Origin of the sequence: Pectobacterium brasiliense (assembly GCF_016950255.1) — a bacterium.
GTDB classification, from domain to species: domain Bacteria; phylum Pseudomonadota; class Gammaproteobacteria; order Enterobacterales; family Enterobacteriaceae; genus Pectobacterium; species Pectobacterium brasiliense.
The window spans coordinates 347,929-374,602 of sequence record NZ_JACGFN010000002.1 but is presented as its reverse complement, the minus strand read 5'-3'; the positions used below and the strand labels follow the sequence as shown (position 1 = coordinate 374,602).

Here is a 26,674-nt window from a genome sequence, read left to right as displayed (position 1 = left end):
GTTATTATTGTAGGCTTAAAAGAGTAACAGCCTTGGGAAAAGAGAAAATGACAAAATTTTCATTAAGTCAGACAGTATTTTTGACCAGGCTGAGAAGGGGGCTAACGTTTAGCCGCCAGCAGGCCGTATAGCGCAGAGTCAGACACCTCGCCGTCGACGATCCAACGCTGTTTCAATAGCCCTTCCTGCGTGAATCCCAATCGTTCCAGCGCGCGGGCTGAGGCTACGTTACGGGAATCGATTTCGGCTTCCAGTCGGGTTAGTCCCGCCGTTTCAAAGGCAAAATCCCGTAGGGCAGAGAGCGCTTCGGTCATATAGCCTTTCCCTTGCGCACTCGCCGCTAAACAGTAGCCGATTTCGGCGCGTTTAGACTCAATCTCCAGATTGAACAACACGCAGGTGCCAATCAGTTCACCGCTTTCTTTGACTTCCAGACCGAGCTTCATGTGGTGCCCGGCACACAGCGCGCTCCAGTATTCGTCAATTGCGTCGTGCGCCTGCTCGATGCGTTGCCAGGGTGGATGGTTCCAGAAGCGCATCACAACCGGATCGGACATAAAGGCGAACAGCGCTGGCGCATCATCACGATAAAGTGGGCGCAGCAGCAGGCGAGGAGTCTCGATTTTGGTGGTTTCGGAAAATAGCGCAGTCATTATCGTGAAAGCCTCTTTTTCGTGTGTAATGAATTTGTGTGGAATGGGCGACGGTTATTCGGACAGATGGCCAGCTTGCAGTGCCGCAATATCGCCCGCTGCGATGATTTCCAGATGACGGGTGATTTTTTCTATCGGCCAGTCCCACCAGCACAGCGTTTCCAGTGCTTCGATGACGTCCGGCGCAAAACGGGCTTTAAGGATTTTCGCCGGATTGCCGCCGACGACCGTATAAGCGGGCACATCGGCGGTGACCACAGCGCGTGACGCAATGATGGCACCGTTTCCAATGCGGATGCCGGGCATGATCAGCGCGTCATAGCCAATCCAGACATCATTGCCGATGCGCGTGTCACCCTTGTAAGGCAGATCGCCGGGCTTGGGCGTCACTTTTTCCCAGCCGTTGCCAAAAATCTGAAATGGGTAAGTCGACAAGCCGGAAAGCCGATGGTTGGCCCCGTTCATGATAAATTTTGCGCCACGTGCGATAGCGCAAAACTTACCGATGATTAATTTATCGCCGAGAAACGGATAGTGATAGAGCACATTTTGCTCGAAATTTTCCGCGCCATCGGGATCGTCATAATAGGTGTAGTCGCCAATTTCAATATTCGGGTTGGTGACAATATTTTTGATGAAACACACTTGGGGGAAACCGGCCATGGGGTAGCGGTTATCAGGGTCTGGTCCGTTCAAAATGCTCTCCATAACATCATAAGGCGCTGGGGGTTACACCTCATTACAGGGCGCGGCTTCCCAGCGATAGCCGATGCCGTATACCGTGCGGATAAATGAGGTCTCTTCGTCCAGTTGTTCCAGCTTGCGACGCAGATTTTTGATGTGACTATCGATGGTGCGGTCGGTCACGACGCGGTAATCGTCGTAGAGCTTATCCAGCAGCGCCTCGCGGGAAAACACCTTACCCGGCTCGGCAGAGAGTGTCTTGAGCAGGCGAAACTCCGCTGGCGTGAGATCGAGATTCTGCCCCAGATAGCTGGCCTGAAAGCCGCTTTTATCGATCAAGAGAGCGGTTTCGGTTTTCTCGACGGCTTTTAGCCCGTCATTCTGCCAGCCGCAGCGGCGCAACAGCGTTCTAACGCGCACGACCACTTCGCGCGGGCTGAAGGGCTTACAAATATAGTCATCGGCCCCAATTTCCAGCCCCAGCAGGCGATCGATCTCTTCGCTACGGGCGGTGACCATGATAATCGGCACGTTGGAAAACTGGCGGATGGTGCGGCAGAGCGTCAGGCCGTCGCAGCCCGGTAGCATTAAATCCAGCAAAATGAGGGAAGGGGAATGCAGCCGCACCCACTCGACGACATCATTGCCGTTGGGCAGCCAGTGCGTGGCATAGTCCGCTGCCTGAAGGTAATCCACCAGCAGTTGCCCCAATTTGGGCTCGTCTTCGACGATGAGAATCGGTGACGCCATAGCGAAATCGGGTACGGTTGTCATAGCTCTGCTTATTTAGATGTGAATCTTAATCAGGTTCGTGCAAGGGAAGCTCGATGGTAATCATCACGCCCCCTAATGGCGAATGTTCAGCATACAGCCGTCCGCTATGTGCCTCAACGATATTATTGCAGATTGCCAGCCCCAGCCCGGAGCCGCCGCTAGCACGGTTACGCGAACTTTCCGCACGGTAAAAACGTTCGAAAATCATCGTGAGCTGCTCGTCGGTCACGCCGGGGGCGCTGTCCTGCCAGATAATCGCCCAGCGTTTATGCTGCTGAATAACCGCAATGGTCAACTGCCCCTGCTCATCAGTGTAGCGCAGGCTGTTTTCCAGCAAATTGTTAAACAGCTGACTTAGCCGGTCTGGATCGCCAAAGACGCTCGCCTGTGCGGGTAAATCGGTGGTGAGCGTAATCTGCTTTTTCTGGAAACGTTCATGAAACGCGGCGATAGCAATATGCAGAATTTGCACCACGTCTACAGACGCTTTGCGGTAGGCCAGCGCCCCACGATCGGACAGGGTGAGTTGATGCAGGTCGTCCACCAGTTTGGTGAGCGTTGTGACCTCAGACTGGAGCGAATGCAGAGAATGCGAGTCGGGCTTGCGCACGCCATCCTGCAAGGCTTCCAGTTCGCCACGCAGCACCGCCAGCGGCGTGCGCAATTCGTGGGAGACATCGGCCATAAATGCGCGGCGGGACTGTTCGTTTTTTTCCAGCGTGATGGCAAGCTGATTGAAATCCTGTGCCAGCCTGCCCAGTTCATCGTGCGAGCTGGCAGTTACACGGGTGCTGAAATCGCCCGAGGCCAAGCTGTGCATGCCGCTGACCAGCCGCTTGACGGGCGCGAGCAGGCCACGCGCGGTCAGCCAGGTGGCGATGATCGCGAGCAGCGTCGAGAGCGCGACAATCAGCCAACTAGTGCGCTGCTGCTGCCTGTCGAAACTGATGTCGGCGTTGCGGGTCAGGCGCTCAACGGGCGAAGCAACAACCCAGCCGACCGTCTGATTTTGTACCTGAATCGGTTGCCAGGTGCCTTCATTGGGGATTGGTGCCGGAGAGCCGAACAGCTTACGTTTGCTGGTATCCAGCACCCACAGGCGCACTCGTAATCCCTGCATGCTGTTGTCAGTGTCGTTGTTCTGGTCCAGCGAGTGCAGCATTTTGAATACCAGACGCTCATTGTTGCGCAGGAATGACCAGTCGCCGTGCAGCTGATATTGCTCCGCCAGCGCATCGCGTAGCTGCATGACCCGCTGCTCGTTGCCGCGTTTAATGTAGTCGATAAAACCGCGCTCGAAGCTGGCGCGCACGCCCCAGTGCATAGTAATCAGCACCAGCATGCAGGTGGCGAAAATCGCGAGGAACAGTTTGGCAGTGATTCCGAATTTCATGACGACCTCACGAGTTACGCGGCAGCGTTGACTGCTTGACGCTGTCTGTCGGGACACGGTTAAAAATCAACACGGGCAGGGCGATGATGACGATCATGCTGAGATAGGTATAAATAAACACCATGTGTGTTTCTCCGCTTCCCGCCGCCATGTGCGGCTGGGAAAACATGCCCAGCAGAATGCCTGCGATGCTGACGCCGAGGCTGGTGGACAGTTGCATGGTCATCGATAGCAGGCTATTCCCGCCGCTGGCGAGCGTATCCGGCAGATCCTTCAGGGTTAGCGTGTTCATGGTGGAAAAGCGAACGGCGTTCACCGTGCCGAGGAAGAACAGCACAATCGGGATCATCCAGATCCATTTCATCAGCGCGACCAGAGCGAACAGCGCCGTGACCAGTGCCAGCAGCAGCGTGGAGATAATCAGCACGCGGCGGTAGCCGAATCGGTTAACGACCTGCACCACGATCCGCTTCATTCCCATGCTGCCTAACACCATCGGCACCATCATCAGCCCGGCATGGAACGGAGAAAAGCCCATTCCCAGCTGTAAAAACAGCGGCGTCATAAACGGTAACATACCGCTGCCGATGCGCGCCAATAGCCCACCGCTCAGGCCGATAGAGAAGGTCGGCGTGTCGAACAGATGCAAATTAAACAGCGCCCGCTTGTTATGACGGGCGTGCAGCCAATAGCTTAGTAATGCGATCAGACCAACGGTGATTAACGCAAAAATAGCAATCGGCGGAATGCCCAGACTGCGGTTGCCGTCCAGCGCCAATGTCAGCGTGGCCATACCGACGGCAAGCCAGAGGAAGCCGCTGATGTCAAAGCGCTGCGTCCGCATGGTGTAATTGGGCATCAGGAACCAGGTGGCCAGCGCGCCGATAAGGCCAACGGGCAGGTTGATGAGGAAGATCCAGTGCCAGCTGGCGTATTCCACCAGAAAACCGCCGAGTGCGGGTCCCATTAACGGACCGATTTGGCCTGGCAGCGTCACGAAGGTCATCGCCGCCATATACTGATCGCGCGGGACGATTTTCATCACCGTCAGCCGGCCGACCGGCACCATCATCGCACCGCCGATCCCCTGAATAACGCGCGAGGCCAGCAGTTCATTCAGCGTTTCCGACCGGGCGCACAGCAGCGATCCGAGCGTAAACAGCAGAATCGCGGTGAAAAAGATATTCTTCACACCAATACGGTCCGCTAGCCACCCGCTGGCAGGCAGCATCACCGCAACGGTCAGCACATAGGAAACAATCACCGAATGCATATGCAGCGGGCTTTCATTCAGACTCGCAGCCATTGACGGCAGCGCGGTATTCACGATGGTGGTATCCAGCGTCTGCATAAAAAAGCCAAAGGCAACAATCCAGAGCTGCCAGCGGACGGAGGCGGAATTCATTGTTGTTGCCCCTGGCGTAAAAAATTGTACTGAGGCGTAAGCTGGCTCACGGGTGAGTGGCATGGACGCCACGAAAGACAGTGCCGCGCCGGACAAAAACGTCGAGACGTTTTTGAACAGCACTTGTGCTGGCCCGAAGGGCGAGCCCCATTTATGGGGCGAGTAAACGCGTCACTGGCGGCCCGTAAAGAGACTGCTTTTGGCGAAGGCACCGCGTAGCGGTACAATTTAGCGCCACAAGCCAGGGTTCCAAGGGCGACGGCAATTGAGCCGCCCTTGGTCGGGCGCGTTCGGGGCGCTACCAGAAAAATGGTGAAGCTTGAGCGCACGAAACCTCCCCTGGAATAGCATGTTATTAGATCTTTACCGTTACTCATGTTCAGCCAGATAGTGACAGATCCTGCGGCTCATCCGAGAGATCATCTCCTCCTCAGCATCATTTACGCCAAGGTGGAGGTACGTTGAGAGTTAAGCGTTCCTATTCTCTGGTCTCGGCGCGTTGAGCCGCCCTTGGTCGGGCGCGTTCGGGGCGCTACCAGAAAAACAGCGAACGTTAAGCGCACGAAATATCCCCATAAATAGCATATTAATTAGATAGCTAACGCTAATCCTATTCCGTCACGACAGTGACAAATCCTTCTCCGGGGCTTTGCGCCGAATATTCCTCAGTTTGTCGAAAAACAGATACACCACCGGGGTGGTGTACAGCGTGAGGATTTGGCTCATCACCAGCCCGCCGACAATCGTGATGCCGAGCGGTTGCCGTAGCTCCGCACCGTCGCCGCTGGTCAGCACCAGCGGCAGTGCGCCAAACAGCGCGGCTAACGTGGTCATCATTATCGGGCGGAAACGCAGCAGGCAGGCCTGAAAAATGGCGTCCTGCGCGCTCAACCCACCGCTGCGCTGTGCCACTAGCGCGAAATCCACCATCATGATCGCGTTCTTCTTCACGATCCCAATCAACAGCATGATGCCAATCAGCGCCACCAGACTAAACGGCGCGCCGAACCACTCTAGCGCCAGCAGTGCGCCCACGCCCGCGGAGGGGAGGGTGGACAGGATCGTCAGCGGATGCACGTAGCTCTCATACAGCACGCCGAGTACGATATACACGGTGATAATCGCCGCCAGAATCAGCAACAGCTGGGAAGACTGCGACTGCTGGAACGCCTGTGCCGTACCGGAGAACTGGCCGCGTACCGCTGACGGCACGCCCAGCGACGTCATGGTTCTTTCTATCGCCGCCGTCGCGCTGGACAGATCGGTGCCTTCCGGCAGGTTAAACGAGATCGTCGAGGCGGCAGACAGCCCCTGATGGTTTACCGACAGCGGCGCGTTGATCGGCTTCCAACTGGCGAAGTAAGAGAGCGGAATAGGCTTACCTTCGTTATTGATCACGAACATTTTGTTCAGTGAACTGACATCCTGCGTGTAGGCGTCATCCACTTCCATCACGACCTTATATTGGTTTAGCGGCTGATAAATGGTCGAAATCTGGCGCTGTCCGAAGGCGTTATTGAGCAGCGCGTTAGCGGCAGAGACGCTGATGCCCAGTTGCGCCATCGCATCACGGTCGTAGGTGAGCGCCATTTCCGCCCCTTTATCCTGCTGATCGGAGTTCACGTCAGCCAGCTCAGGCAGTTTGCTGAAAGCCGCACGAATCTTGGGTTCCCAGATACGCAGCTCGCTCAAATCGTCAGACAGCAGCGTGTACTGATACCCAGCGCTCGATTCTCGCCCGCCGATGCGAATATCCTGCACTGGCATTAAAAATAGGTTGGCACCGGGCTCTTTTGCCAGCTTGACACGCAGACGGCTGATGACCTGCTGTGCCGACACATCGCGCTCGGACAGCGGCTTGAGCGAAATAAACATCGACCCGCTGTTGGTGCGCGATCCGCCGGTAAACCCGTTCACGTTATCCACCGCCGGGTCGCTGCTGACAATGGTCATGAAGTTCTGGAGTTTCACCGTCATGGCCTGAAAAGAAATGCTCTGGTCGGCTTGAATGAAGCCCATCAGCCGACCCGTATCCTGTTCAGGGAAGAAGGTCTTCGGAATGCTGATATACAGCCAGACGTTGAGCGCGATGGTGCCCAACAGGAGCAGCAACACCCAGCGTGCATGGTTGAGCACCCATTTCAGCGAGCGCCCATAGCCTTGTTGCATCGCCAGCAGGACGCGGTTAAAACCGCGCTTACGTGGCTGGCTGCGTTTGGGCACGGCACGCAGCAGTCGTGCACACAGCATCGGCGTGAGCGTGAGTGAGATCAGCAGTGAAATCATGATCGCCACCGACAGCGTGACGGCGAATTCACGGAATAGCCGCCCCGGCAAGCCGTCCATCAGCAGCAGCGGGATGAACACCGCCACCAGTGACAGACTCATGGATAAGACGGTGAACCCCACTTCGCGCACGCCCTGAAGCGATGCCTGTAGCGGCTTCATGCCCGCTTCAATGTGGCGGGAAATATTCTCCAGTACCACGATGGCGTCATCCACCACGAAGCCGGTGGCAATGGTCAGTGCCATCAGCGACAGGTTATTCAGGCTAAAGCCGCACAGGTACATCGCCGCAAAGGTGCCGATCAGCGATACCGGGACGGCCAATGCCGGAATGGCGGTGGCTCGAGCTGAACGCAGGAACAGGAAGACGACTAAAATAACCAGCGCGACGGCGATAATCAGCGATTGCTCGACTTCCGCCAGCGAGGCGCGAATGGTGGGCGAACGATCTTGGGCGATATCCAGCTGTATTTCTGCGGGTAGGCCAGCGCGTAGCTCTGGCATGGCGGCGCGGATATTGTCTACCGTGGTAATAATGTTGGCATCTGGCGCGCGGCGAATCATCACCAGAATCGCGGGCTTTGAATTTACCATCCCCGCGTTGCGGGTATTTTGCACGGAATCTTCCACCGTGGCGACGTCGCTCAGACGGACGGCGGCGCCGTTGTTGTAGTGGATAATCAGTGGTGCGTAGGCATCGGCGGTTTTTAGCTCATCGTTGGTTTGTATCTGCCAGCTTTTCTGGCTGTTTTCCACATTCCCCAGCGGCTGACGTACGTTCGCCTGCGCGATGGCCTGCCGTACCTCATCGAGGGAAATCCCCTGATTGAACAGTGCCACCGGATTCAGCGCGACACGTACGGCGGGGAGCGAACTGCCGCCGATGGAGACATCGCCGACGCCTTCCATCTGCGAAATTTTCTGCGACAGCTGGGTAGACGCAAAGTCGTACAGCTGTCCCTGACTGTAGGTGTCCGAGGTTAGCGTCAGGATCATGACGGGGGCATCGGACGGATTGACTTTGCGGTAGGTCGGGCGGCTGGACATACCTGACGGCAGCAGATTCTGTGCCGCGTTAATGGCCGCCTGTACATCGCGCGCTGCACCGTTGATATCGCGATCGAAATTAAACACCAGAATAACGCGCGTGCTGCCGAGCGAACTGGTTGACGTCATTTCGCTAACGCCTGCGATCCTGCCGAGTGCCCGTTCCAGCGGCGTGGCGACAGCGGAAGCCATGGTTTCCGGCGAGGCACCGGGCAGCGAGGCGCTGACCGAGATCACCGGGAAATCCACCTGCGGCAGCGGTGACACCGGCAACAGGCGGAAACCCAGTGCGCCACAGAGCGCGATAGCCAGCGTCAGCAGTAGGGTGGCGACGGGGCGGTGGATGAACAGGGCGAAGAACTTCACTCGGCTTCTTCCTCCTGACGCGGCGCGCGGCGGAAACGCATCGCCAGACGGTCAAACAGCAGGTAGATCACCGGTGTGGTAAACAGCGTCAGGATTTGGCTCATGATCAGGCCGCCGACCATACAGATCCCCAGCGGCTGGCGCAGCTCCGCGCCGACGCCGGTACTCAGCATCAGCGGCAGCGCACTGAGCAGCGCCGCCATGGTGGTCATCAGAATCGGCCGGAAACGCAGCAGACAGGCCTGATAAATCGCGTCATACGGTTTCATGCCCTGTTCTCGCTCCGCCGCCAGCGCGAAGTCGATCATCATGATGGCGTTTTTCTTTACGATCCCGATGAGCAATATGATCCCGATAATGGCGATCACATCCAGTTCATTCCCCGCCATCATTAGCGCCAGCAGTGCGCCGACGCCCGCCGTGGGCAGCGTAGACAGGATGGTGATGGGGTGAATAAAGCTTTCGTACAGCACGCCGAGCACAATGTACATCGCAACAATCGCCGCCACGATAAGCCACACGGTGCTACTCAGCGCCGACTGAAACGCCAGCGTACTGCCCTGAAAACGGGTAGTGATATCCGCCGGCAGGTTCATCTGCTGCTCGGCCTGCGTGATGGCATCAACCGCTTCACCCAGCGCATAGCCGTCGGCGACGTTGAAGGAGATCGTCGTCGACGGGAACTGGTCAATATGGTTGATCGCCAACGGCCCCTGACGCTCTTCAATGGTGGCAATGCTGCTGAGCGGAATCGTACCGCCGTCGCTGCTGATGAGGCGCACGTCGTTCAGCGCGTCCAGACCGGTGTTGTTCGTCGTATCGTGCTCCAGCACCACGCGATATTGGCTGGCCTGCGTGTAGATGGTGGAAACCAGACGCTGACCAAAGGCGTTGTATAGTGCGCTGTCGACCTGTGACATCGTGATGCCCAGACGGCTGGCGCTGTCGCGGTTCACGTTGACGTAGGCAACCGCTGCGCCGTCTTGCCAGTCGCTGCTGACATCTTCTAGCTGCGGCAGCTTTTTCAGCTCGGTCATTAGCTTGGGCACCCACTGGCTCAGCTCGTCCAGCGACATTGCCTGCAACGTAAACTGATATTGCGTGCGGCTGATTTGGGTGTCGATGGTGAGATCCTGTACCGGTTGCAGATAGAGCTGGATACCGGGAATCTGCGCAGTCTGCTGTTGCAAACGATCAATGATCTCTGGAATACGTTCGCTGCGTTCACTCAGCGGTTTCAGATTGATTTGCAGTCGGCCGCTGTTTAGCGCGGCATTCGTGCCGTCAACGCCGATGAACGAGGATACGCTCTCCACCGCCGGATCTTTCATGATGATGGATGCAACGCGCTGCTGGCGATCGGCCATATTGCTGAACGAGACCGTCTGCGGTGCTTGTACGGTGCCCTGAATGATGCCGTTATCCTGTATCGGGAAGAAACCTTTCGGGATCCAGATATAGAGCAGAACCGTCAGTAGCAGCGTACCTAGCGCGACGCTAAGCGTCAGCCACGGATGGTTCAGTACCTTGCGCAGCCAGACGCCGTAGGCATCGATCAGGCGAGTGAAGAAACGTTCGCTTGCACGAGTAAAACGGTTCTGTTTACGCAGCGACTGATGGCTCAGCATTCGAGCGCACATCATCGGCGTTAGCGTGAGCGACACGACGGCGGAAATCAGGATAGATACCGCCAGCGTGACGGCAAATTCGCGGAACAGGCGTCCAACGATATCGCCCATAAACAGCAGTGGGATCAGCACGGCGATGAGCGAGAAGGTCAGGGAAATAATGGTGAAGCCGATTTCCCCCGCGCCTTTCAGCGCCGCGTTAAGCGGCTTTTCCCCTTTTTCGATATAGCGGGCGATGTTTTCGATCACCACGATGGCATCATCCACCACGAAACCAGTGGCGATGGTCAGCGCCATGAGCGTCAGGTTGTTGATGGAGAAACCGAGGAAATACATGGCGGCAAAGGTGCCAATCAGCGACAGCGGCACGGCAATGCTGGGGATCAGCGTGGCGACGGCGTTACGCAAGAACAGGTAAATCACCATCACGACCAGCGCGATAGCTAACAGTAGCTCGAACTGGACGTCTTTCACCGAGGCACGAATGCTGGTGGTGCGGTCGGTCAGCGTGGTGACCTCGACGGAGTTAGGCAGGCTGGCTTTTAACGCGGGCAGCATCTTATTAATGCTGTCCGTGGTAGTGATGACGTTGGCACCCGGCTGGCGCTGAACGTTGATAATGATCGCCTGCTGCCGATTCGCCCAGGCACCGAGATGAATGTTCTCGGCGGCCTGCTCAATCGTTGCGACATCCTGAAGCCGCACCGGCGCGCCATTCTTCCACGCGACAATCAGCTTGCGGTAATCATCAACGGATTTCATCTGATCGTTGGCGGAGAGCGTGACCGAGCGCGTCGGACCGTCCAGACTCCCCTTGGCGGAATTCACGTTGGCGGCGGTAATCGCAGTACGGATCGATTCGCTGGTCAAGCCGTACGCAGCTAGCGCTGGCGCGTTCAGCCTTACCCGCACCGCCGGACGTTGCCCACCGGCTAACGACACCAGTCCGACGCCCGCCACCTGCGAGATTTTCTGTGCGATACGGTTGTCTACCATGTCCTGAACTTGTGTCATCGACATGGCGCTGGAGGTGACGGCCAGCGTCATAATCGGCGGATCCGCCGGATTCACTTTGCTGTAGGTTGGTGGGTAGGGCAGATCGTTAGGCAGCAGGTTGCTGGCCGCATTGATGGCGGCCTGCACGTCCTGTTCGGCGACGTCCAGCGATAGTTCAAGCTGGAATTGAAGCGTAATGACGGATGCGCCGCCTGCGCTCTGCGTCGACATCTGTTTTAGTCCGGACATCTGGCCGAACTGCCGCTCCAGCGGCGCGGTAATCGCCGACGTCACCACGTCGGGGCTGGCACCGGGATAGAGGGTAATAACCTGTATCGTCGGGTAATCGACTTCTGGCAGGGCGGAAACTGGCAGCGCCCGATAGCCGATAATACCGGCCAGCAAAATAGCGATCATCAGCAGCGTCGTGGCGACCGGACGCAGAATAAACAGGCGTGACGGCCCACCGCCGCTGGCTGGAACGGTATCCTGCATCAGGATTTCTCCCCGGTGATGGCAGGCGTTTTCTCCGTCAGCGCTGAGGGCACGACTTCCACTTTCGCGCCTTCGGTCAGGCGGTCGATACCGTCAGTCACGACCTGAACATTGGCGTCCAGCCCCGCAGTCACCACAACCAGCTGGCCGTACTGAATGCTGGTGGTAACCTGACGCTTACTCACTTCATTTTTATCATTCAGAATCCAGACGAAGCGGCCTTCATTGCCCATTTGTACGGCGGCGGACGGTGCGACGACAGCGTTTTTCAGCGTGTCGACCTTCATACGGATATTCACGAACTGGTTCGGGAACAGGGCATCATCCAGATTGTCAAAACGCGCCTTGAGCTTGATCGTGCCCGTGGTGGTGTCGATCTGGTTGTCCATACTCAGCAGGATGCCTTGTGAGAGTTTCGTTTGATTGGCGCGATCCCAGGCTTCCACCACGGGCGGCTGACCGGACTTCTGCGCACTTAGAATCGTGGAGATTTCCGCTTCTGGCACGGTAAAGACGATATCGATAGGGTAAGTCTGTGTAATCACGACAATGCCATTGGTGTCGCCGCTGGTGATGTAATTCCCCACATCGACCTGCTTTAAGCCGATCCGACCGCTGATCGGGGCGGTGATTTTGCTGTAATCCAACTGGAGCTGTGCGCTGGCTACGGCACCTTCATCGGCTTTTAGCGTCCCTTCCGCCTGACGTACAGCGGCGGTCTGCGCATCTAACTCCTGACGGGAGATCAGGTTGGTTTTTACCAACTGCTGATAGCGCGCTAAATCCTGTCGGGCATTAGCCAGTGCAGCCTGATCTTTTGCCAGTTGCCCCTGTGCCTGCGTCAGCTCAACCTGAAAAGGACGAGGGTCGATTTCTGCCAGTAAGTCGCCAGCCTTAACCTGTTGCCCTTCCTGAAAGTGCAACGCCATCAACTGACCATTCACCCGACTGCGTAGCGTCACGGTATTGGCCGCCGTCACGGTGCCTAAACCGGACAGATAATAGGGCACGGAAGCGGATTGCGTCAGTGCCGCCTGCACGGGGGCCAGCGTGCGCATAGCGGCACGGCGTCCACCGCCACTGCTGCTGCTTGCCGAATGTGACGTACGGGCGGCGTGCTGTTCGCCCGCACCGGAGGTGGCAGGCGACGTCTGGGTAAAATGGCGCCAGATCAGTACGGCAATAGCGATAACGGCGGCAAGTACCAGCAGGCCTCGGATACGTTTGGCATTCATAGTGATGGATTACTCTCTCCAGGTTGCGCGGGAAGCACGGCGTAGCCGCATACTTCACGCTGCATGTGCGTTGGCTGTCATACCCAGCACGTTAGTAGACCAATAGCCTTATTTTACTAGTTTAAACAGGAGGCGCCGGAGAAAAATGAAGGAAATGTGGAAGATATGTCAGGGTTTGTAGGAAAAAGAGCCGGCAGCACAAGGCTGCCGGATAGGGATAAATAAGGTGTAACGCGGTGAAGGATTACAGCACCAGACCCGCGATAGCAGCGGAAAGGATGCTCACCAGCGTAGAACCGTAAACCAATTTCAGGCCGAAACGGGAAACCACGTTGCCCTGTTGTTCGTTCAGGCCTTTAATCGCACCGGCAATAATACCGATGGACGAGAAGTTGGCGAAGGACACCAGGAACACAGACAGGATACCCACGCTACGTGGAGACAGTTCGCCAGCCACTTTTTGCAGTTCCAGCATCGCGACAAATTCGTTAGAAACCAGTTTGGTTGCCATGATGCTACCAACCTGAAGGGCTTCGTGAGACGGAATACCCATGATCCAGGCGAACGGATAGAACGCGTAGCCGAGAACTTCCTGGAAGCTGATGCCAAAAATGGCGCTGAAAACGGCGTTGACCGCGGCAATCAGTGCAATGAAGCCGATCAGCATCGCTGCAACGATAACGGCCACTTTGAAGCCTGCCAGAATGTATTCGCCCAGCATTTCAAAGAAGCTCTGATTTTCATGCAGAGTCCCCAACTGCAATTCCGGCTCTTCACCGACTTTGTAAGGGTTAATCAGCGACAGCACGATGAAGGTACTGAACATGTTCAGAATCAGCGCAGCAACCACGAATTTGGCATCCAGCATCGACATGTACGCACCGACGATAGACATCGAAACGGTCGACATGGCGGTCGCGGACATGGTGTACATGCGTTTTTCGGACATCTTGCCCAGAATGTCTTTGTAGGCAATAAAGTTTTCGGACTGACCGAGAATCAGGGAACTGACTGCGTTAAAGGATTCCAGTTTACCCATGCCGTTCACTTTGGACAGAACCGTACCAATCGCGCGGATGACGATCGGCAGCACTTTAATGTGTTGCAGGATACCGATCAGCGCGGAAATGAAGACGATAGGGCAGAGCACTTTAAAGAAGAAGGAAATCAGGTTCTTCTCACTGTTAACCATGTCACCGAATACGAAGTCCGTCCCTTGACCTGCAAATCCGAGTAGTTTGTCGAACAGCGCGGCGACCCCTTTAACTGCGCCTAATCCAATGTCCGAGTACAAGAAGAAATACGCGAGCAGAATTTCGATGACGAGTAACTGAATAATAAAACGAATACGAATACTTTTACGATCGCGGCAGACGAGTAGCGCCAGCGCCGCAACAACAACCAGCGCCAGAATAAATTGCGCGATATGGGACAGGGACATGTGTGCTCCAAATATGAGGCAGGCCTAATTTTCCACGTCATTTTATGTAACGCGTGCATTAAAAATGAGAGGAAGGACGCAAAAAAACAATTATACCTTGGGATTTTATCTAAACTAAATGCTACGTCTCGTTATTTGCGTCTTTCTGTTCATTCATTATTCTTATTCCACACAGAAAGTGGCACTGCCGTGTTTTGCATTGCAGGTTGGCGAGGTTTTTTTATGATGTTTTCTGCATGATTCAAAAGGAGAGTGATGATGTCAGTATCAAATACCACACGTGAGCTTGGACGTTCAGGAATCGTGGTGCCGCCGTTCTCGTTCGGCGGTAATGTCTTTGGCTGGACGGTCGATCAGTCGACATCGTTCAGCCTGCTGGATGCGCTGCTGGCGCACGGGCTGAATTTTATCGATACCGCTGATGTTTATTCGCGTTGGGCACCCGGTAATCAGGGCGGTGAATCTGAAACCATCATCGGCAATTGGCTGAAAAAAAGCGGTCAGCGCGACAAGGTCATTCTCGCCACCAAAGTGGGGATGGATTTGGGCGATGGCAAGAAAGGGCTGTCTCCTCGCTATATTCGTCAAGCGGTCGAGGCTTCATTACAGCGTTTGCAAACTGACTATATCGATCTTTATCAGGCTCATGCTGATGACAAAGACACGCCGCTGGAAGAAACGCTGGCTACGTTTGATGCGCTGATTAAAGAGGGTAAAGTTCGGGCTATTGGTGCGTCTAACTACAGCGCAGCGCGTCTGGCTGAGGCGCTGAAAGTCAGTAAAGCTAACCATCTGGCGCGGTATGAAACACTGCAACCGGAATACAATTTGTACGATCGACAGGGTTATGAGGCTGCGCTAGAACCGCTGGTGCGCGAACAAGGCATTGGGGTTATTAGCTACTATTCGTTGGCTAGCGGATTTCTGTCAGGCAAGTATCGCCAGCCAAAAGACGCGTCGAAAAGCGCCCGCGGACAGGGCGTGGTGGAAAAATACCTGAATGAGCGCGGCCGCACCATTTTGGAAGCATTGGATAGCGTGGCGAATGCGCATCAGACGACGCCGTCGCAGGTTGCGCTGGCCTGGTTGATCGCCCGTCCGAGTATCACCGCCCCGATCGCCAGTGCGACATCGCTGGAGCAGGTTGCTGAACTCGTGGGCGCGACGCGGCTGGTGCTGCTGGCTGAAGATATTGAGCTGCTGAACCGTGCGAGTCGTTACTAATAAATAGAGAGTTTTTTGAATACGAGTCTTTTTATCGTACTTGTTAAATTAATTAACAGGACAGACAGCTATGAAGGACGATATCACCTCAGAAAGTCGCATTTCCATTGATTCTCACGATCTTATCAAAACGCTAACCCGCATTGTCGGTAAGCCCCACATCTTAACCGATAAAAATAAAACAGAGCGTTATCGCAAAGGCTTTCGTTCCGGTAGCGGGGAGGCACTGGCGGTGGCTTTTCCCGCTTCGCTACTTGAGCAGTGGCAGGTATTTAAAGCCAGTATTGAAGCGGGTTGTATCGTGCTGATGCAGGCCGCTAATACGGGTTTAACTGAGGGTTCCACCCCGAGTGGTAATGATTACGATCGGGAAATCGTGATCATCAATACCCTGCGTTTGGATAGCGTTCAACTGCTGGATGAAGGACGACAGGTTGTGGCGCTGCCGGGAAGTACTCTGTGGCATCTTGAGCGCGTATTGAAACCGCTGGGGCGTGAACCGCATTCTGTGATCGGCTCTTCGTGTATTGGGGCATCGGTGATTGGGGGAATTTGTAATAACTCCGGTGGTTCTTTGGTTCATCGTGGCCCGGCGTATACCGAAATGGCACTTTACGGCCGGGTTAACGAGCAAGGTCAGGTGGAGCTGATCAACCATCTGGGGATCAATTTGGGTGATACGCCGGAAGCGATCCTGACCCGTCTGGAATCGCAACAATATGATGCGAAAGATGTGGTTTATGACGAGCGTCAGGCATCCGACCACGACTATATTGAACGCGTGCGGGATGTGGATGCAGACACGCCGTCGCGCTTTAACGCCGATGAACGCCGCTTATTTGAGGCCGCTGGCTGCGCAGGAAAACTGTCGGTTTTTGCTGTGCGTCTGGATACGTTTCCGGCGGAAAAATCCCAACAGGTTTTTTATATTGGGACTAATCAGCCGCAGGTATTGACGGAATTACGCCGTCATATGCTCGCAGATTTTAAAAATCTGCCGGTGGCGGGTGAGTATATGCACCGCGATATATTCGATATCGCCGAAATATACGGCAAAGATACGTTTATGATGATCGATAAACTGGGTACGGATAAATTGCCCCTATTTTTCAATCTGAAAGGGCGGATGGACGCGATCTTTAGCAAAGTGCCTTTCCTACCGTCGCATCTCGTTGATCGTACCATGCAGTTTCTCAGCCGCCTGCTGCCTTCTCATCTACCGGTGCGGATGAAAACGTATCGTGACCGTTTTGAACATCATTTGATGGTGAAAATGTCGGGCGACGGCATTGATGAAGCACATCGTTGGCTAGAGCAGTATTTTCATGATGCCGACGGCGAGTTTTTTGTCTGTACGCCGGAAGAAGGTGCGAAGGCCTTTCTGCATCGCTTCGCAGCAGCGGGAGCCGCGATCCGTTATCATGCGGTACACAGCAAGGATGTGGAAAATATCCTGGCGCTGGACATCGCTCTGCGGCGTAACGACCGTGAATGGTTCGAGCATTTACCGGCGGATATTAGCGATATGCTGGTACATCGGTTGTATTACGGTCACTTCATGTGCCATGTCTTCCATCAGGATTATATTGTGAAGAAAGGCGTGGATGTTCATGAACTGAAAGAGAGAATGCTGGCCTTACTCGATCAGCGTGGGGCGGAATATCCGGCAGAGCACAATGTTGGTCATCTCTATCAGGCTAAACCCCAGCTAAAAGCGTTTTATCAGAACAGCGATCCTACCAATAGCCTGAACCCAGGAATAGGCAAAACCACCAAGCTGAAAAACTGGGGCTGTACCGGCTGTGAAGAGCACCACACCAACCATTAAATAGCTGATGCCGCTAACGGGCGTGTTGTGTCCGTTAGCGGGATGGCTCAATGCGTTTCACCGATCGGGACGAAAACGTGTCGTTAGTGTGCCTCTGCGCCGTCGTCTTCAAACCAGGCGGCCAGTTCGCGGCGCAGGTTATCCGACTGAGTGCCGAAGATGGCTTGTACCTGATGGCCGACAATAATCACGCCGATAGCCCCCAGTTTTTGCAGGCTGTCGCTGTTGACCAGCCGCAGGCTGTGAACCTCGACCCGCAGGCGGGTGATGCAGGCATCCAGACTGACGATATTTTCTTTGCCACCAAAGGCGGTTACCAACTGCTGCAAGTTTTCTTTGTCTAGCGGTGAAGCGATTTCAATCTCGGTAATTTGCTTACCCAACATTGATGCGAACAATTTCCGAAAATTGTGAATCTTGCCCATCGTAGTCACCTCTTCGTTTGTTTATCAGCGTGCGTATGATAATGCCGTTCACGTAACATTACTGTTAGGCGACACACGGTGATGATGTTCCGTAGGAACTTCTGCACCGTGCTCGCCCGGTATCGTAAGGCTTAATCAATAAGCATGAGCCTTACTGTAATGCGCGGCGTAGGATCCGGCAGCCGTAGCCTGACAGGTCGAGCACCCCTGAAAGCGTGCTGCCCGTAGTCATTTCTTCGTAGACGGCAGGCAGCGTGATCTGCTGCGGTGTTGCCGTGTAATTCTGTACGAAGATAAACTCACTTTCCCCGTCATCACGGCGATGAGCCACAATGCCGTAAGGCAGGTCGGTCGGCAGCGCACGTGGTAGATCCAGCGTCTGTATCAGCGTGGTGAAGAAATCACGCTGGAAAGCGAGATCGTTACGCGATGCGATGTAATAGGCTTGACCCTTGCCGTAATCATTGACCGTAACGGCCGGACGCCCAGCGTAGAAATCGCTGTCATAGGTCGCCAGCGCCCGCGCGCCTTCAAGATGAATCAGCTCGCACAGGTGGGTGACCTGATACGGGCCGACCAGACGTTGCTCGTTATCGTCCAGACCGCTGATGCTGTTGCTTTCATGATCGTACAGCCCGTCGATTTCTTCCGCCCAGATCCCCATGATAGGGCGCAGCGGGCCGGGGAAGCCGTTTTGGTGGCACAGATCGGTTTCGTTGACGACGCCAGACCAGTAGGTGGTGACGAAGCGACCGCCCTGTTTGACGAAGGCATCGACGCGTTCGGCAAAACCATCACGCACCATGTAGAGCATCGGGGCGATGACGAGCTGATAGCCGCTGAGGTCGACATCCGCGTTGATGATATCCACCGCCACGCCCTGTTCCCAGAACGTACGGTAATGCTCGGTGACGGTTTTTTCATAGAACAGCCCCGCGTTGCGCGGCCCTTGGGCGTTGTCCATCGCCCAGCGGCTTTCCCAGTCGAAAATGATGGCGACGTTGGCGTCAACCCGACTGCCTGCCACCGGTGCGAGTTTGTTGAGTATGTCACCCAATTCCTGCACTTCACGCCCGACGCGGGTGTCGATATGTCCGACATGATCGACGACGGCACCGTGGAATTTCTCGACGGAACCGCGGCTTTTACGCCACTGGAAATACTGCACAGAATCGGAACCGTGTGCGACAGCCTGAAGTGAAGACAGGATATGCATGCCCGGCTTTTTCAGTTTGCTGATCGGCTGCCAGTTGGTCAGGCTCGGTGTTGACTCCATCAGGTAGAAGGGTTTTCCACCTTTTAGCGAGCGCATCAGATCGTGATACATCGCGGTGTAGGCACCCAGCGTGCAGTCATCTTCCGCGTTATGCCACAGCGGGTAGCTGTCCCAGGAGATGAAGTCGATGACCTTCGCTAGCTGCCAGTAGTCATAATCATAGAAATATTCCATGAAGTTCGTCGTCGTTGGCAGAGACGGGTTTTCGGCTTTGAGAGGCGCAATTTCTGCCGCACAGAAATCGCTAACCTGTGAGGTGTTAAAGCGCTTCCAGTCCAGATTCAGGCCGTGAATCGACATTTCACCGATGGGCGATGGAGGTTCTAACTGCGACCAGTCGGTGTAGGTGTGGCTCCAGAAGGTGCTCCACCACGCTTTATTCAACGCGTCTATCGTGCCGTAGCGCGCTTTTAGCCAGCTCTGGAAGGTGCCGCGGCAGGTATCACAGTGGCACTCGCCGCTGTATTCGTTGGAAATATGCCAGCCGATCACCGCAGGATGGTGCGAGTAGCGTTTTGCCAACTGGGTATTCATTTGTTTTACTTTTTCGCGATAATTCGGCGAGCTCAGGCAGTGGTTATGGCGACCGCCGTGCAGCGCCCGCACGCGGTTGCTACCCACACGCAGCACGTCAGGGTATTTCTGCGATAGCCAGGCTGGGCGCGCCCCGCTCGGGGTTGCCAGAAAAACGAATATCCCATTGGCATACAGCGTGTTGAGGATGCCGTCCAGCCAGCCAAATTCATAGCGACCTTCTTCCGGTTCAATCCCGGACCAGCTGAAAATGCCCACGGACATGACGTTGCACTGGGTCTGCTTCATCATCTCAATGTCTTTTTCCAGCACCTCTGGATCGTCCAACCATTGGTCAGGGTTATAGTCTGCGCCGTGCAGCAGAACAGGCACCTTGCTGCTTAATGGGGGGAATTTGAACATCGTTCTCTCCTAAACGGGTTGTCAACGTGTTGAATACGGTTTGCGCGTTCGAGATAGCTGCAATGTGCTTACACGGCGATGATGGGTAGATCGTAAAGACGCGGTGAATACATCCCTGTACGCTCGAGTTGCGCCATCCATGGCGCAAACGCTTTACTCTTCTATCCCATTATCGCTGCTCTTGTGTCAGTTAAACGGATTGTCACGTGTTGAATACGGTTTGCGGCTTACTTAAACACTTTGATGGAAGGCAGGACGTTGCCTTTGCAGTCGAACAGCGCCTGATTTTCCCGCGCGTTGCCTTCCTTCCATTCGTCGTTGTTGTATTTCATGCCCGCTTTCGTAGCCCAGGTTGCGCCGGGAGTGGGCAGCCAGATTGGCTCCCAATAGAAGACGCCTTTGCCACGCTGATTGGGGACGTTGATGACGCTTTGCATCAAATCGTGCAGGTAATTGGCCTGACCCTGAACGGAAGCCGGGTAGCCGCCCGCATCCAGCTCTTTCTGCTGGAAGCTGTTTTCCGCGTTATCGCAGTTTTCGAGCGTGTAGGCATAGGCGGCTTCAACCACAATGATGTCTTTATTGTAGCGTTTGGTGACGTCGTTCATATTGTACTGCAACGCGCTGATAGGGCCGTTCCAGTAGGTGTAGAACGAGGCGCCAATCACATCAAACGGGACATTGCGTTTGACGATTTCATCGAACCACCAGATAAAGGTGTCGTTTTTGGTGCCTTCTGCCAGATGTAGCATGATTTTGACGTTATTCGCGCCCTGTACGTCCTTCACGCCCTGAATACCGGCTTTCAGCAGTGCCGCGAGGCGATCGAATTCACCGCCGCCTTGACCCCAGCTTTTTCCTTCCGGCCACAGCATCCCGCCGTTCAGTTCGTTACCGATCTGCACCATATCCGGCATCACGCCCGCTTTCTGGAATTCGCTAATCGTGGCTTTGGTGTAGTCATGTACGGCAGTCGTGAGCTGCGCTACGTTGAGTCCAGACCAGGCTTTGGGCTTGTTTTGGTGAGCCGGATCGGTCCAGAAATCGCTGTAGTGAAAATCCAGCAGCACTTTCATGCCGTTCGCTTTGGCGCGTTTAGCCAGCGCTAGCGTGGTCGCCAGATCGTTGTTACCGCCGCCGTAACCATTGCCCGCCGCATCTTTCGGATCGTTCCAGATGCGCAGACGGATATAGTTAATGCCGTTTTCTTTCAGGATCAGCATGGCGTCTTTCTGCTTGCCGTTCTCGTCATAAAATTTTCCGCCGTGCTTTTCCACCTCGTTCAGCATGGAAATATCCGCGCCTTTAATGAAGTCGGCAGGGACGTTCGTCAATTTGTTGATCGTCACATTTTCTGCGGCATACAGGGTTTGCGGCAGGGAGACGGTCAGCAGGCCAGTTGCGAGCATGGCGACCATCAGTACGCGTTTTTTCATTTTCATTTTACGTTCCTGGAATTTGTACAGATGTTGAGTAATTACCCTTTGGTTCCGCCTGAGGTCAGGCCGGAGACAAAGTACTTTTGCAATGAAAGATAAAGAATGGCGACCGGCACCGCGATCAGCACGGCACCTGCGGCGTAGGTGGTGTAGCTGGCGCCCATCTTCTGCGAGACCAGGTTGTATAGCCCGATGGGCAGCGTGTACTGATCTGGCGTGCGCAGGATGGTGCTGGAGAGAATGAAATCACCCAGCGGACCGGTAAACGAGAACAGGGCGATCACCGCGATGATTGGTTTGGACAGCGGCATAATGATCTCGATAAAGATGCGGAAGTTACCCGCGCCGTCCATACGCGCGGACTCATCCAGATCTTTCGGAATGGCGTCCAGATAGCCTTTCATCAGATAGGTGTTCATCGGGATCATGCCGCCAACGTAAACCAGCACCAGCGCGATATGGCTGTTCACCAGTCCCAGCATCTGCGCCAGTACGAAAATGGCGATCAGGGCAGAGAACTGCGGAATCATCTGCAGCAGCAGAAACAGCATCAGCCCGTTCTGGCGGCCGCGAAAGCGGAAGCGAGAGAAGGAATACGCGGTGAAACTGACGCTGATGAGCGTCAGAATCATGGTCAGGAAGCTGATTTTCATCGAGTTCCAGTACCACGCGGCGTAGTCAATCTGGCCGTTAAACAGCTCCTCATAGTGAATGAAGGAGAAGTTATCCGGGATGATCGAGGTGTTGAGCAGGCTGTTGCCGGGGTTCAGCGACGCGCCTACCGTCCAGATCAGCGGATAAATAATGATGACCGCCACGATCGTCAGCAACAGGTAGGTCAGGCCGAGTTTGATAAAATTCTGGCGTTTAACGCTGTGTTTTTTCATCTGCGCGCTTTCCTATGCCATGTTGTCTTGTTTGAAGGAATTGGTGGCGCGGAACTGCCACAGCGCGACGCCGACGACAAAAATCGACAGCAGAATGGTGATGCTGGCTGCGATCGCATATTGGGAAGAAGACATGGTCAGTTTATAAATCCAGGACACCAGAATATCCGTCCCGCCCGCGTTGGAGCCGATCACCGCCGGTCCACCGTTGTTGAACAGATAGATGATGTTGAAATTATTAAAGTTGAACGTGTACTGCGTGATGATGATGGGCGCAATGGAGTAGAGCACCAGCGGCAGCGTGATAGTGGTGAGCTTGTACCAGCTGCTGGCTCCGTCAATCGTCGCGGCTTCGTACAAATCGTCAGGAATCGCCTGCAATACGCCCGTCGTCATGGCGAACACAAACGGGAAGCCTAACCAGGTTTGCATCAGAATCAGCGCGGTCTTGGTCCAAAACGGATCGGTCATCCACGCTTTAGGCTCAATCCCTAATGCGGCCAGAATGCCGTTATTAATCACGCCAAACGTTTCGTTAAACATCCCTGCGAAAACCAGAATAGTGACGAAACCCGGCACCGCCCACGGCAGAATCAGGATGGTGCGGATCAGCGGCTTAAAGCGCAGGCCTTTCTGGTTTACCAAAATCGCCAGCAGAATACCTACGGCGCACTGAAGTGTGGTCGCAATCAGCGTCCAAATCACCGTCCATTGCAGCACGTCAAAGAACGTCGAACGCCAGAGATCGAGCCGGAAAATGTTGATAAAATTCGTCATCCCCACCCAGTCGACCAGCTTGGCGGGCGGCGTGTGATAGAGGTTGTAATTGGTAAAGGCGATGGAAAAACCGAAAATAATCGGGAAAACCACGACAAAGACCAGCAGGATGAAGCCGGGCGTGATCATCAGATAAGGGAAGCCTTCGCTCAGCAGCATCTGATATTGCTTCTTCACGCTGTTCAACGGCAGGCCTTTATCGCGTCTGGCACCGCACACGTAAGCATCGCGCAGGCTGAGATAGTAAACGCCGACGCCAAAAGCGGCGACGATCACGCTGATAATGCCTTTTGCCAGCAGAAAAATAGAGTGATCGCGCGGCAGCTCGGTGCCCAGCGTGATGAGCCCCCAGGCACCGTTTCGCAGGAAATCATGGAATATGCCGATGAAGCAGGCCATGACGATAAAGAAAAGCGCACCTTTGACGAACTGGCGATTATAAATCTGTCCGAGTCCGGGGACGAGCGCCAGCAATACAGCCGTTCTGGCGTGGCGACATCCTCTTTCTTGTGGCGTAAGGCCGCTGGCGTTGACGGTCACATCTACCTCCATTTTTCTTAAAAACATGGGTATCCCTTACATCCCGAAATCGATTGGGGATGACAAGGGATCCCATGTTGACCCACGGTGGTGCGGGGGATTACTGGTTACTGTGGTTAGCTTCGATCTGCATTTTGATAATCTTCACGGCAGATTCCAGTGCCGCTTTGGTGTCCTGCTTACCGGTCACGCTCAGTTGCAACGCGCTGTTCGCTGGCGTCCAGACTTCCTGCATTTCCGGTACGCTCGGCATAGGAACGGCATAGCCAGACTGGATCGCGACAGCACGGGATTTTTCATCGTCCTTAATCAGCGGATCGTCAACCAGCGCCGCGATCGGTGGGATTTCACCGGTTAACTGGAAGCGGACTTTGGCGTACTCAGGCTGATTGATGAACTCAATGAATTTCTGCGCCAGCTCTTTGTTTTTGGAGTAGGTGGAGATGCTATAGCCTTTCACGCCCAGCAGCGAACGTGGATGCTCGCCGTTTGGCAGCAGCGGCAGTGGGGCGACGCCATAGTTTACGCCTGCATTTTTATACGGCTGGAATGCCCACGGGCCGGTAATGACGGCAGCGGCCTTTTTCTCGGTAAACAGGGAATCGATGGCGTTAGCGCCGGTTTCACCGACGATACCCGGTGGGAACAGGCCATCGGCATAGAATTTCTTGATGTAGTTGACGGCGTCGATGGTGGCTTTTTTATCCAGACCGATGTCTTTTACGTTCGGTGAACCGTTGCTGTTCTGCCCGAAAATGTAGCCACCCATCCCGGCGATGACGCCATAGGCGTAATAAATTTCGTCAAATTTCGCCAGCAGGCCGTAACGACCTTCCGCACGTTGCTGCTTGGAGAAGGTGAACAGGTCGTCGAATTTTTCCGGCGGCTGTGGCATCAGATCTTTGTTGTACACCAGCACGGTGGTTTCAACGGCTTTCGGCACGCCGTAAAGCTTACCGTTATAGGTTTGTGCTTCCAGTGCTGGCTTGGTGAAACTCGACAGGAACGTCTGATCCAGCTTCAGTTCGCTGATCAATCCCTGAACCACGGCAGTCCCGACCTGATCGTGTGGCATCACGATTACATCCGGACCGATTCCTGCTGGGCCATCCAGACGCAGTTTCTCAATCTGCTGTGCGTAAGGCGTTTCCAGCACTTTGATTTTGACATTATTCTGTTTTTCAAAGGCTTTGATCGCGTCGGCGATGCCGTCGGATTTCTTGATATCTTCCCATACCAGAAGTTCTTTGTCGGCTGCCAGCGCTGATTTACTGAGTACACCGGTGATACCCAGTGAAATCATAATGACGGTGGTCAGTGTTTTCATTTTCATCATTAGTCCTCAAAGCCCTGGTGGGCCCATCATGGTAGGAAATCGTCGCGTACTTTCCGCTTTCGCCGTTTTTGCTGTCTCTGTGCGATGTGGGTGTAACGTTACATCACACGGCAGTACACCGCAGGGAATGAGGCATCTAACAGTACACGTTGTTTGGCGATCGTCGCTGTGTGGTGCTTGACGCTTTATTACGCGTTTTCCACAAACTAGGATAACGGTTACACCAATGGCGATTACATTAAGCAGAGTGCGCCACGTCTGCCAGCGAAACATGTAAAGGCTGTGATCTTATGCACAAAAGTAACCCCCTGTTTGTGCAAACGGTTACACCATGCTGTTATATTGCAATTATGACCAGCGTGCAGGTAAACCTGGCCGGATGCTAATGCGTCTGGAAGGGCTACCTAGCCATTTTGAGTAGACGACCACTGGGCCGTTGTGACTCAGCGCTTATATCCTGAAAAGCAAAATTATCAAGAGGTTACCGTTATGGCGTCGATCCAGTTGGATAGAGTGAGTAAGCATTTTGGCAAAACGATTACGCTTCACGATGTGAATCTGACGATTGCCGATGGAGAGTTCGCCGTTTTTGTTGGGCCGTCAGGCTGTGGTAAGTCGACGTTGCTGAGAATGATTGCCGGGCTGGAAGATGTCACAGGCGGTGAAATCATGATTGATGAGGCAGTGGTGAATGATGTTGCCCCTGCTCACCGTGGCGTGGCGATGGTGTTCCAGTCTTATGCACTGTACCCGCACATGACCGTCGCTGAGAATATGGGCTACGGCCTGCGCGTGAATGGTGTCCCGAAAGACCAGATTAAGCACCAGATCGAGATGGTGGCGAAGACGCTGCAACTGTCTCACCTGCTGGAGCGCAAACCTAAAGAGCTATCCGGCGGTCAGCGCCAGCGTGTGGCGATAGGACGCGCCATCGTGCGTAACCCGAAAGTGTTCCTGTTTGACGAACCGCTGTCGAACCTGGATGCGGAACTGCGCGTGGATATGCGGTTGCACATCGCCAAACTGCATCAGGAATTGAAAACGACGATGATCTACGTGACGCACGATCAGGTCGAAGCTATGACGCTGGCCGATAAAATCGTGGTCATGAATTACGGCAAAGTCGAGCAGGTAGGATCGCCGATGGAGCTTTACTATCATCCGGTTAATCAGTTTGTCGCGGGCTTTATCGGTTCGCCCAAAATGAATTTCCTGCCTGCGCAGGTCATCGATTGGACGCCGGATAGCCTGACGGTGAATATTGCCGAGCAGCTACAGCTTGAGCTACCGATCCGTACTGGCGAATTGAGCGTTGGCAGCACGGTCACGCTGGGGCTGCGGCCGGAACACGTGTCACCTGAAGGTGAGGGGATTCGCCTGTCATTCGGCTGCGAGGTTGTCGAGCGTTTAGGTAACAGCACCTACCTGTTCGGCCAATGCTGCGGCATTGATAACTTCAAGCTTCTTCTGGCAGGCGACAGCGCCTTCAAACCGTATGAACACATTGAGGTTTTCTTCTCGCCCAATAACTGTCTGGTGTTTAACGCCGATGGCCTGCGTATCAGTGGCTAGTTAAGCGACTGCATCGCTGAATCTCAATAGC

The 26,674-nt window shown here is 54.7% G+C and carries 18 protein-coding genes; 3 read left to right on the top strand and 15 right to left on the bottom strand.

The features are described 5' to 3' along the window. Positions 1 to 101: 101 nt before the first annotated feature. The 9 genes from H4F65_RS16255 to H4F65_RS16215 form a co-directional block, all read right to left on the bottom strand. On the bottom strand, positions 102 to 653 hold the full coding sequence (locus H4F65_RS16255; RefSeq protein ID WP_010279929.1) for a GNAT family N-acetyltransferase: 552 nt from the start codon (positions 651 to 653) through the stop codon (positions 102 to 104). A gap of 54 nt (positions 654 to 707) precedes the next feature. Beyond that, positions 708 to 1,361, bottom strand: a complete 654-nt coding sequence (locus tag H4F65_RS16250; RefSeq protein ID WP_010279925.1) for a Vat family streptogramin A O-acetyltransferase — start codon at positions 1,359 to 1,361, stop codon at positions 708 to 710. Between the two features lie 21 nt (positions 1,362 to 1,382). After that, complete coding sequence (gene baeR, locus H4F65_RS16245) at positions 1,383 to 2,111, bottom strand: envelope stress response regulator BaeR (RefSeq protein WP_010279922.1); 729 nt, start codon at positions 2,109 to 2,111, stop codon at positions 1,383 to 1,385. A 25-nt stretch (positions 2,112 to 2,136) separates the two neighbouring features. Continuing rightward, complete coding sequence (gene baeS, locus H4F65_RS16240) at positions 2,137 to 3,504, bottom strand: envelope stress sensor histidine kinase BaeS (RefSeq protein ID WP_010279920.1); 1,368 nt, start codon at positions 3,502 to 3,504, stop codon at positions 2,137 to 2,139. Between the two features lie 7 nt (positions 3,505 to 3,511). Then, entirely contained in the window at positions 3,512 to 4,909 is a 1,398-nt protein-coding gene (gene mdtD, locus H4F65_RS16235) for an MFS transporter (RefSeq protein WP_010279918.1), read from the bottom strand. 618 nt (positions 4,910 to 5,527) lie between these two features. Continuing rightward, positions 5,528 to 8,608 (bottom strand): multidrug efflux RND transporter permease subunit MdtC, encoded by a 3,081-nt coding sequence (gene mdtC, locus H4F65_RS16230; protein WP_039319937.1) that lies wholly within the window; start codon positions 8,606 to 8,608, stop codon positions 5,528 to 5,530. Next, positions 8,605 to 11,727 carry an MdtB/MuxB family multidrug efflux RND transporter permease subunit gene (locus tag H4F65_RS16225; protein ID WP_010285635.1) on the bottom strand — a complete coding sequence of 1,041 codons (3,123 nt, stop codon included), beginning with the start codon at positions 11,725 to 11,727 and terminating at the stop codon, positions 8,605 to 8,607. The genes mdtC and H4F65_RS16225 overlap by 4 nt, the downstream gene beginning before the upstream one ends. Beyond that, positions 11,727 to 12,962 carry an MdtA/MuxA family multidrug efflux RND transporter periplasmic adaptor subunit gene (locus H4F65_RS16220; RefSeq protein ID WP_010285633.1) on the bottom strand — a complete coding sequence of 412 codons (1,236 nt, stop codon included), beginning with the start codon at positions 12,960 to 12,962 and terminating at the stop codon, positions 11,727 to 11,729. The genes H4F65_RS16225 and H4F65_RS16220 overlap by 1 nt, the downstream gene beginning before the upstream one ends. Before the next feature lie 244 nt (positions 12,963 to 13,206). Then, positions 13,207 to 14,397: a NupC/NupG family nucleoside CNT transporter gene (locus H4F65_RS16215; protein ID WP_085996951.1), complete on the bottom strand. Its 1,191-nt coding sequence runs from the start codon at positions 14,395 to 14,397 to the stop codon at positions 13,207 to 13,209. A gap of 264 nt (positions 14,398 to 14,661) precedes the next feature. Here H4F65_RS16215 and H4F65_RS16210 point away from each other — a divergent pair, with 264 nt between their 5' ends. Further along, positions 14,662 to 15,627: an aldo/keto reductase gene (locus tag H4F65_RS16210; RefSeq protein ID WP_010285631.1), complete on the top strand. Its 966-nt coding sequence runs from the start codon at positions 14,662 to 14,664 to the stop codon at positions 15,625 to 15,627. A gap of 70 nt (positions 15,628 to 15,697) precedes the next feature. Further along, a complete protein-coding gene (gene dld, locus H4F65_RS16205) occupies positions 15,698 to 17,455 on the top strand; it encodes a D-lactate dehydrogenase (protein WP_010285630.1) in 1,758 nt (585 codons plus the stop codon). An 83-nt stretch (positions 17,456 to 17,538) separates the two neighbouring features. Here dld and H4F65_RS16200 read toward each other — a convergent pair whose 3' ends face one another. The 6 genes from H4F65_RS16200 to H4F65_RS16175 all read right to left on the bottom strand — a co-directional run bounded on the left by H4F65_RS16200 (position 17,539) and on the right by H4F65_RS16175 (position 25,068). Continuing rightward, positions 17,539 to 17,880, bottom strand: coding sequence for a PTS sugar transporter subunit IIB (locus tag H4F65_RS16200; RefSeq protein ID WP_010285629.1), 342 nt, complete (start codon positions 17,878 to 17,880; stop codon positions 17,539 to 17,541). A 151-nt stretch (positions 17,881 to 18,031) separates the two neighbouring features. Next, a complete protein-coding gene (locus H4F65_RS16195) occupies positions 18,032 to 20,092 on the bottom strand; it encodes a beta-galactosidase (protein WP_010285628.1) in 2,061 nt (686 codons plus the stop codon). A gap of 227 nt (positions 20,093 to 20,319) precedes the next feature. Next, a complete protein-coding gene (locus H4F65_RS16190) occupies positions 20,320 to 21,534 on the bottom strand; it encodes a glycoside hydrolase family 53 protein (protein ID WP_010285627.1) in 1,215 nt (404 codons plus the stop codon). 35 nt (positions 21,535 to 21,569) lie between these two features. Next, positions 21,570 to 22,418, bottom strand: coding sequence for a sugar ABC transporter permease (locus tag H4F65_RS16185; protein ID WP_010285626.1), 849 nt, complete (start codon positions 22,416 to 22,418; stop codon positions 21,570 to 21,572). A 12-nt stretch (positions 22,419 to 22,430) separates the two neighbouring features. Continuing rightward, on the bottom strand, positions 22,431 to 23,747 hold the full coding sequence (locus H4F65_RS16180) for a sugar ABC transporter permease (RefSeq protein ID WP_010300993.1): 1,317 nt from the start codon (positions 23,745 to 23,747) through the stop codon (positions 22,431 to 22,433). 88 nt (positions 23,748 to 23,835) lie between these two features. Then, on the bottom strand, positions 23,836 to 25,068 hold the full coding sequence (locus H4F65_RS16175; RefSeq protein WP_010285621.1) for an extracellular solute-binding protein: 1,233 nt from the start codon (positions 25,066 to 25,068) through the stop codon (positions 23,836 to 23,838). 492 nt (positions 25,069 to 25,560) lie between these two features. Between H4F65_RS16175 and H4F65_RS16170 the strand changes: the two genes are divergently transcribed. Beyond that, complete coding sequence (locus H4F65_RS16170) at positions 25,561 to 26,643, top strand: ABC transporter ATP-binding protein (RefSeq protein ID WP_010285619.1); 1,083 nt, start codon at positions 25,561 to 25,563, stop codon at positions 26,641 to 26,643. Positions 26,644 to 26,674: the final 31 nt, after the last annotated feature.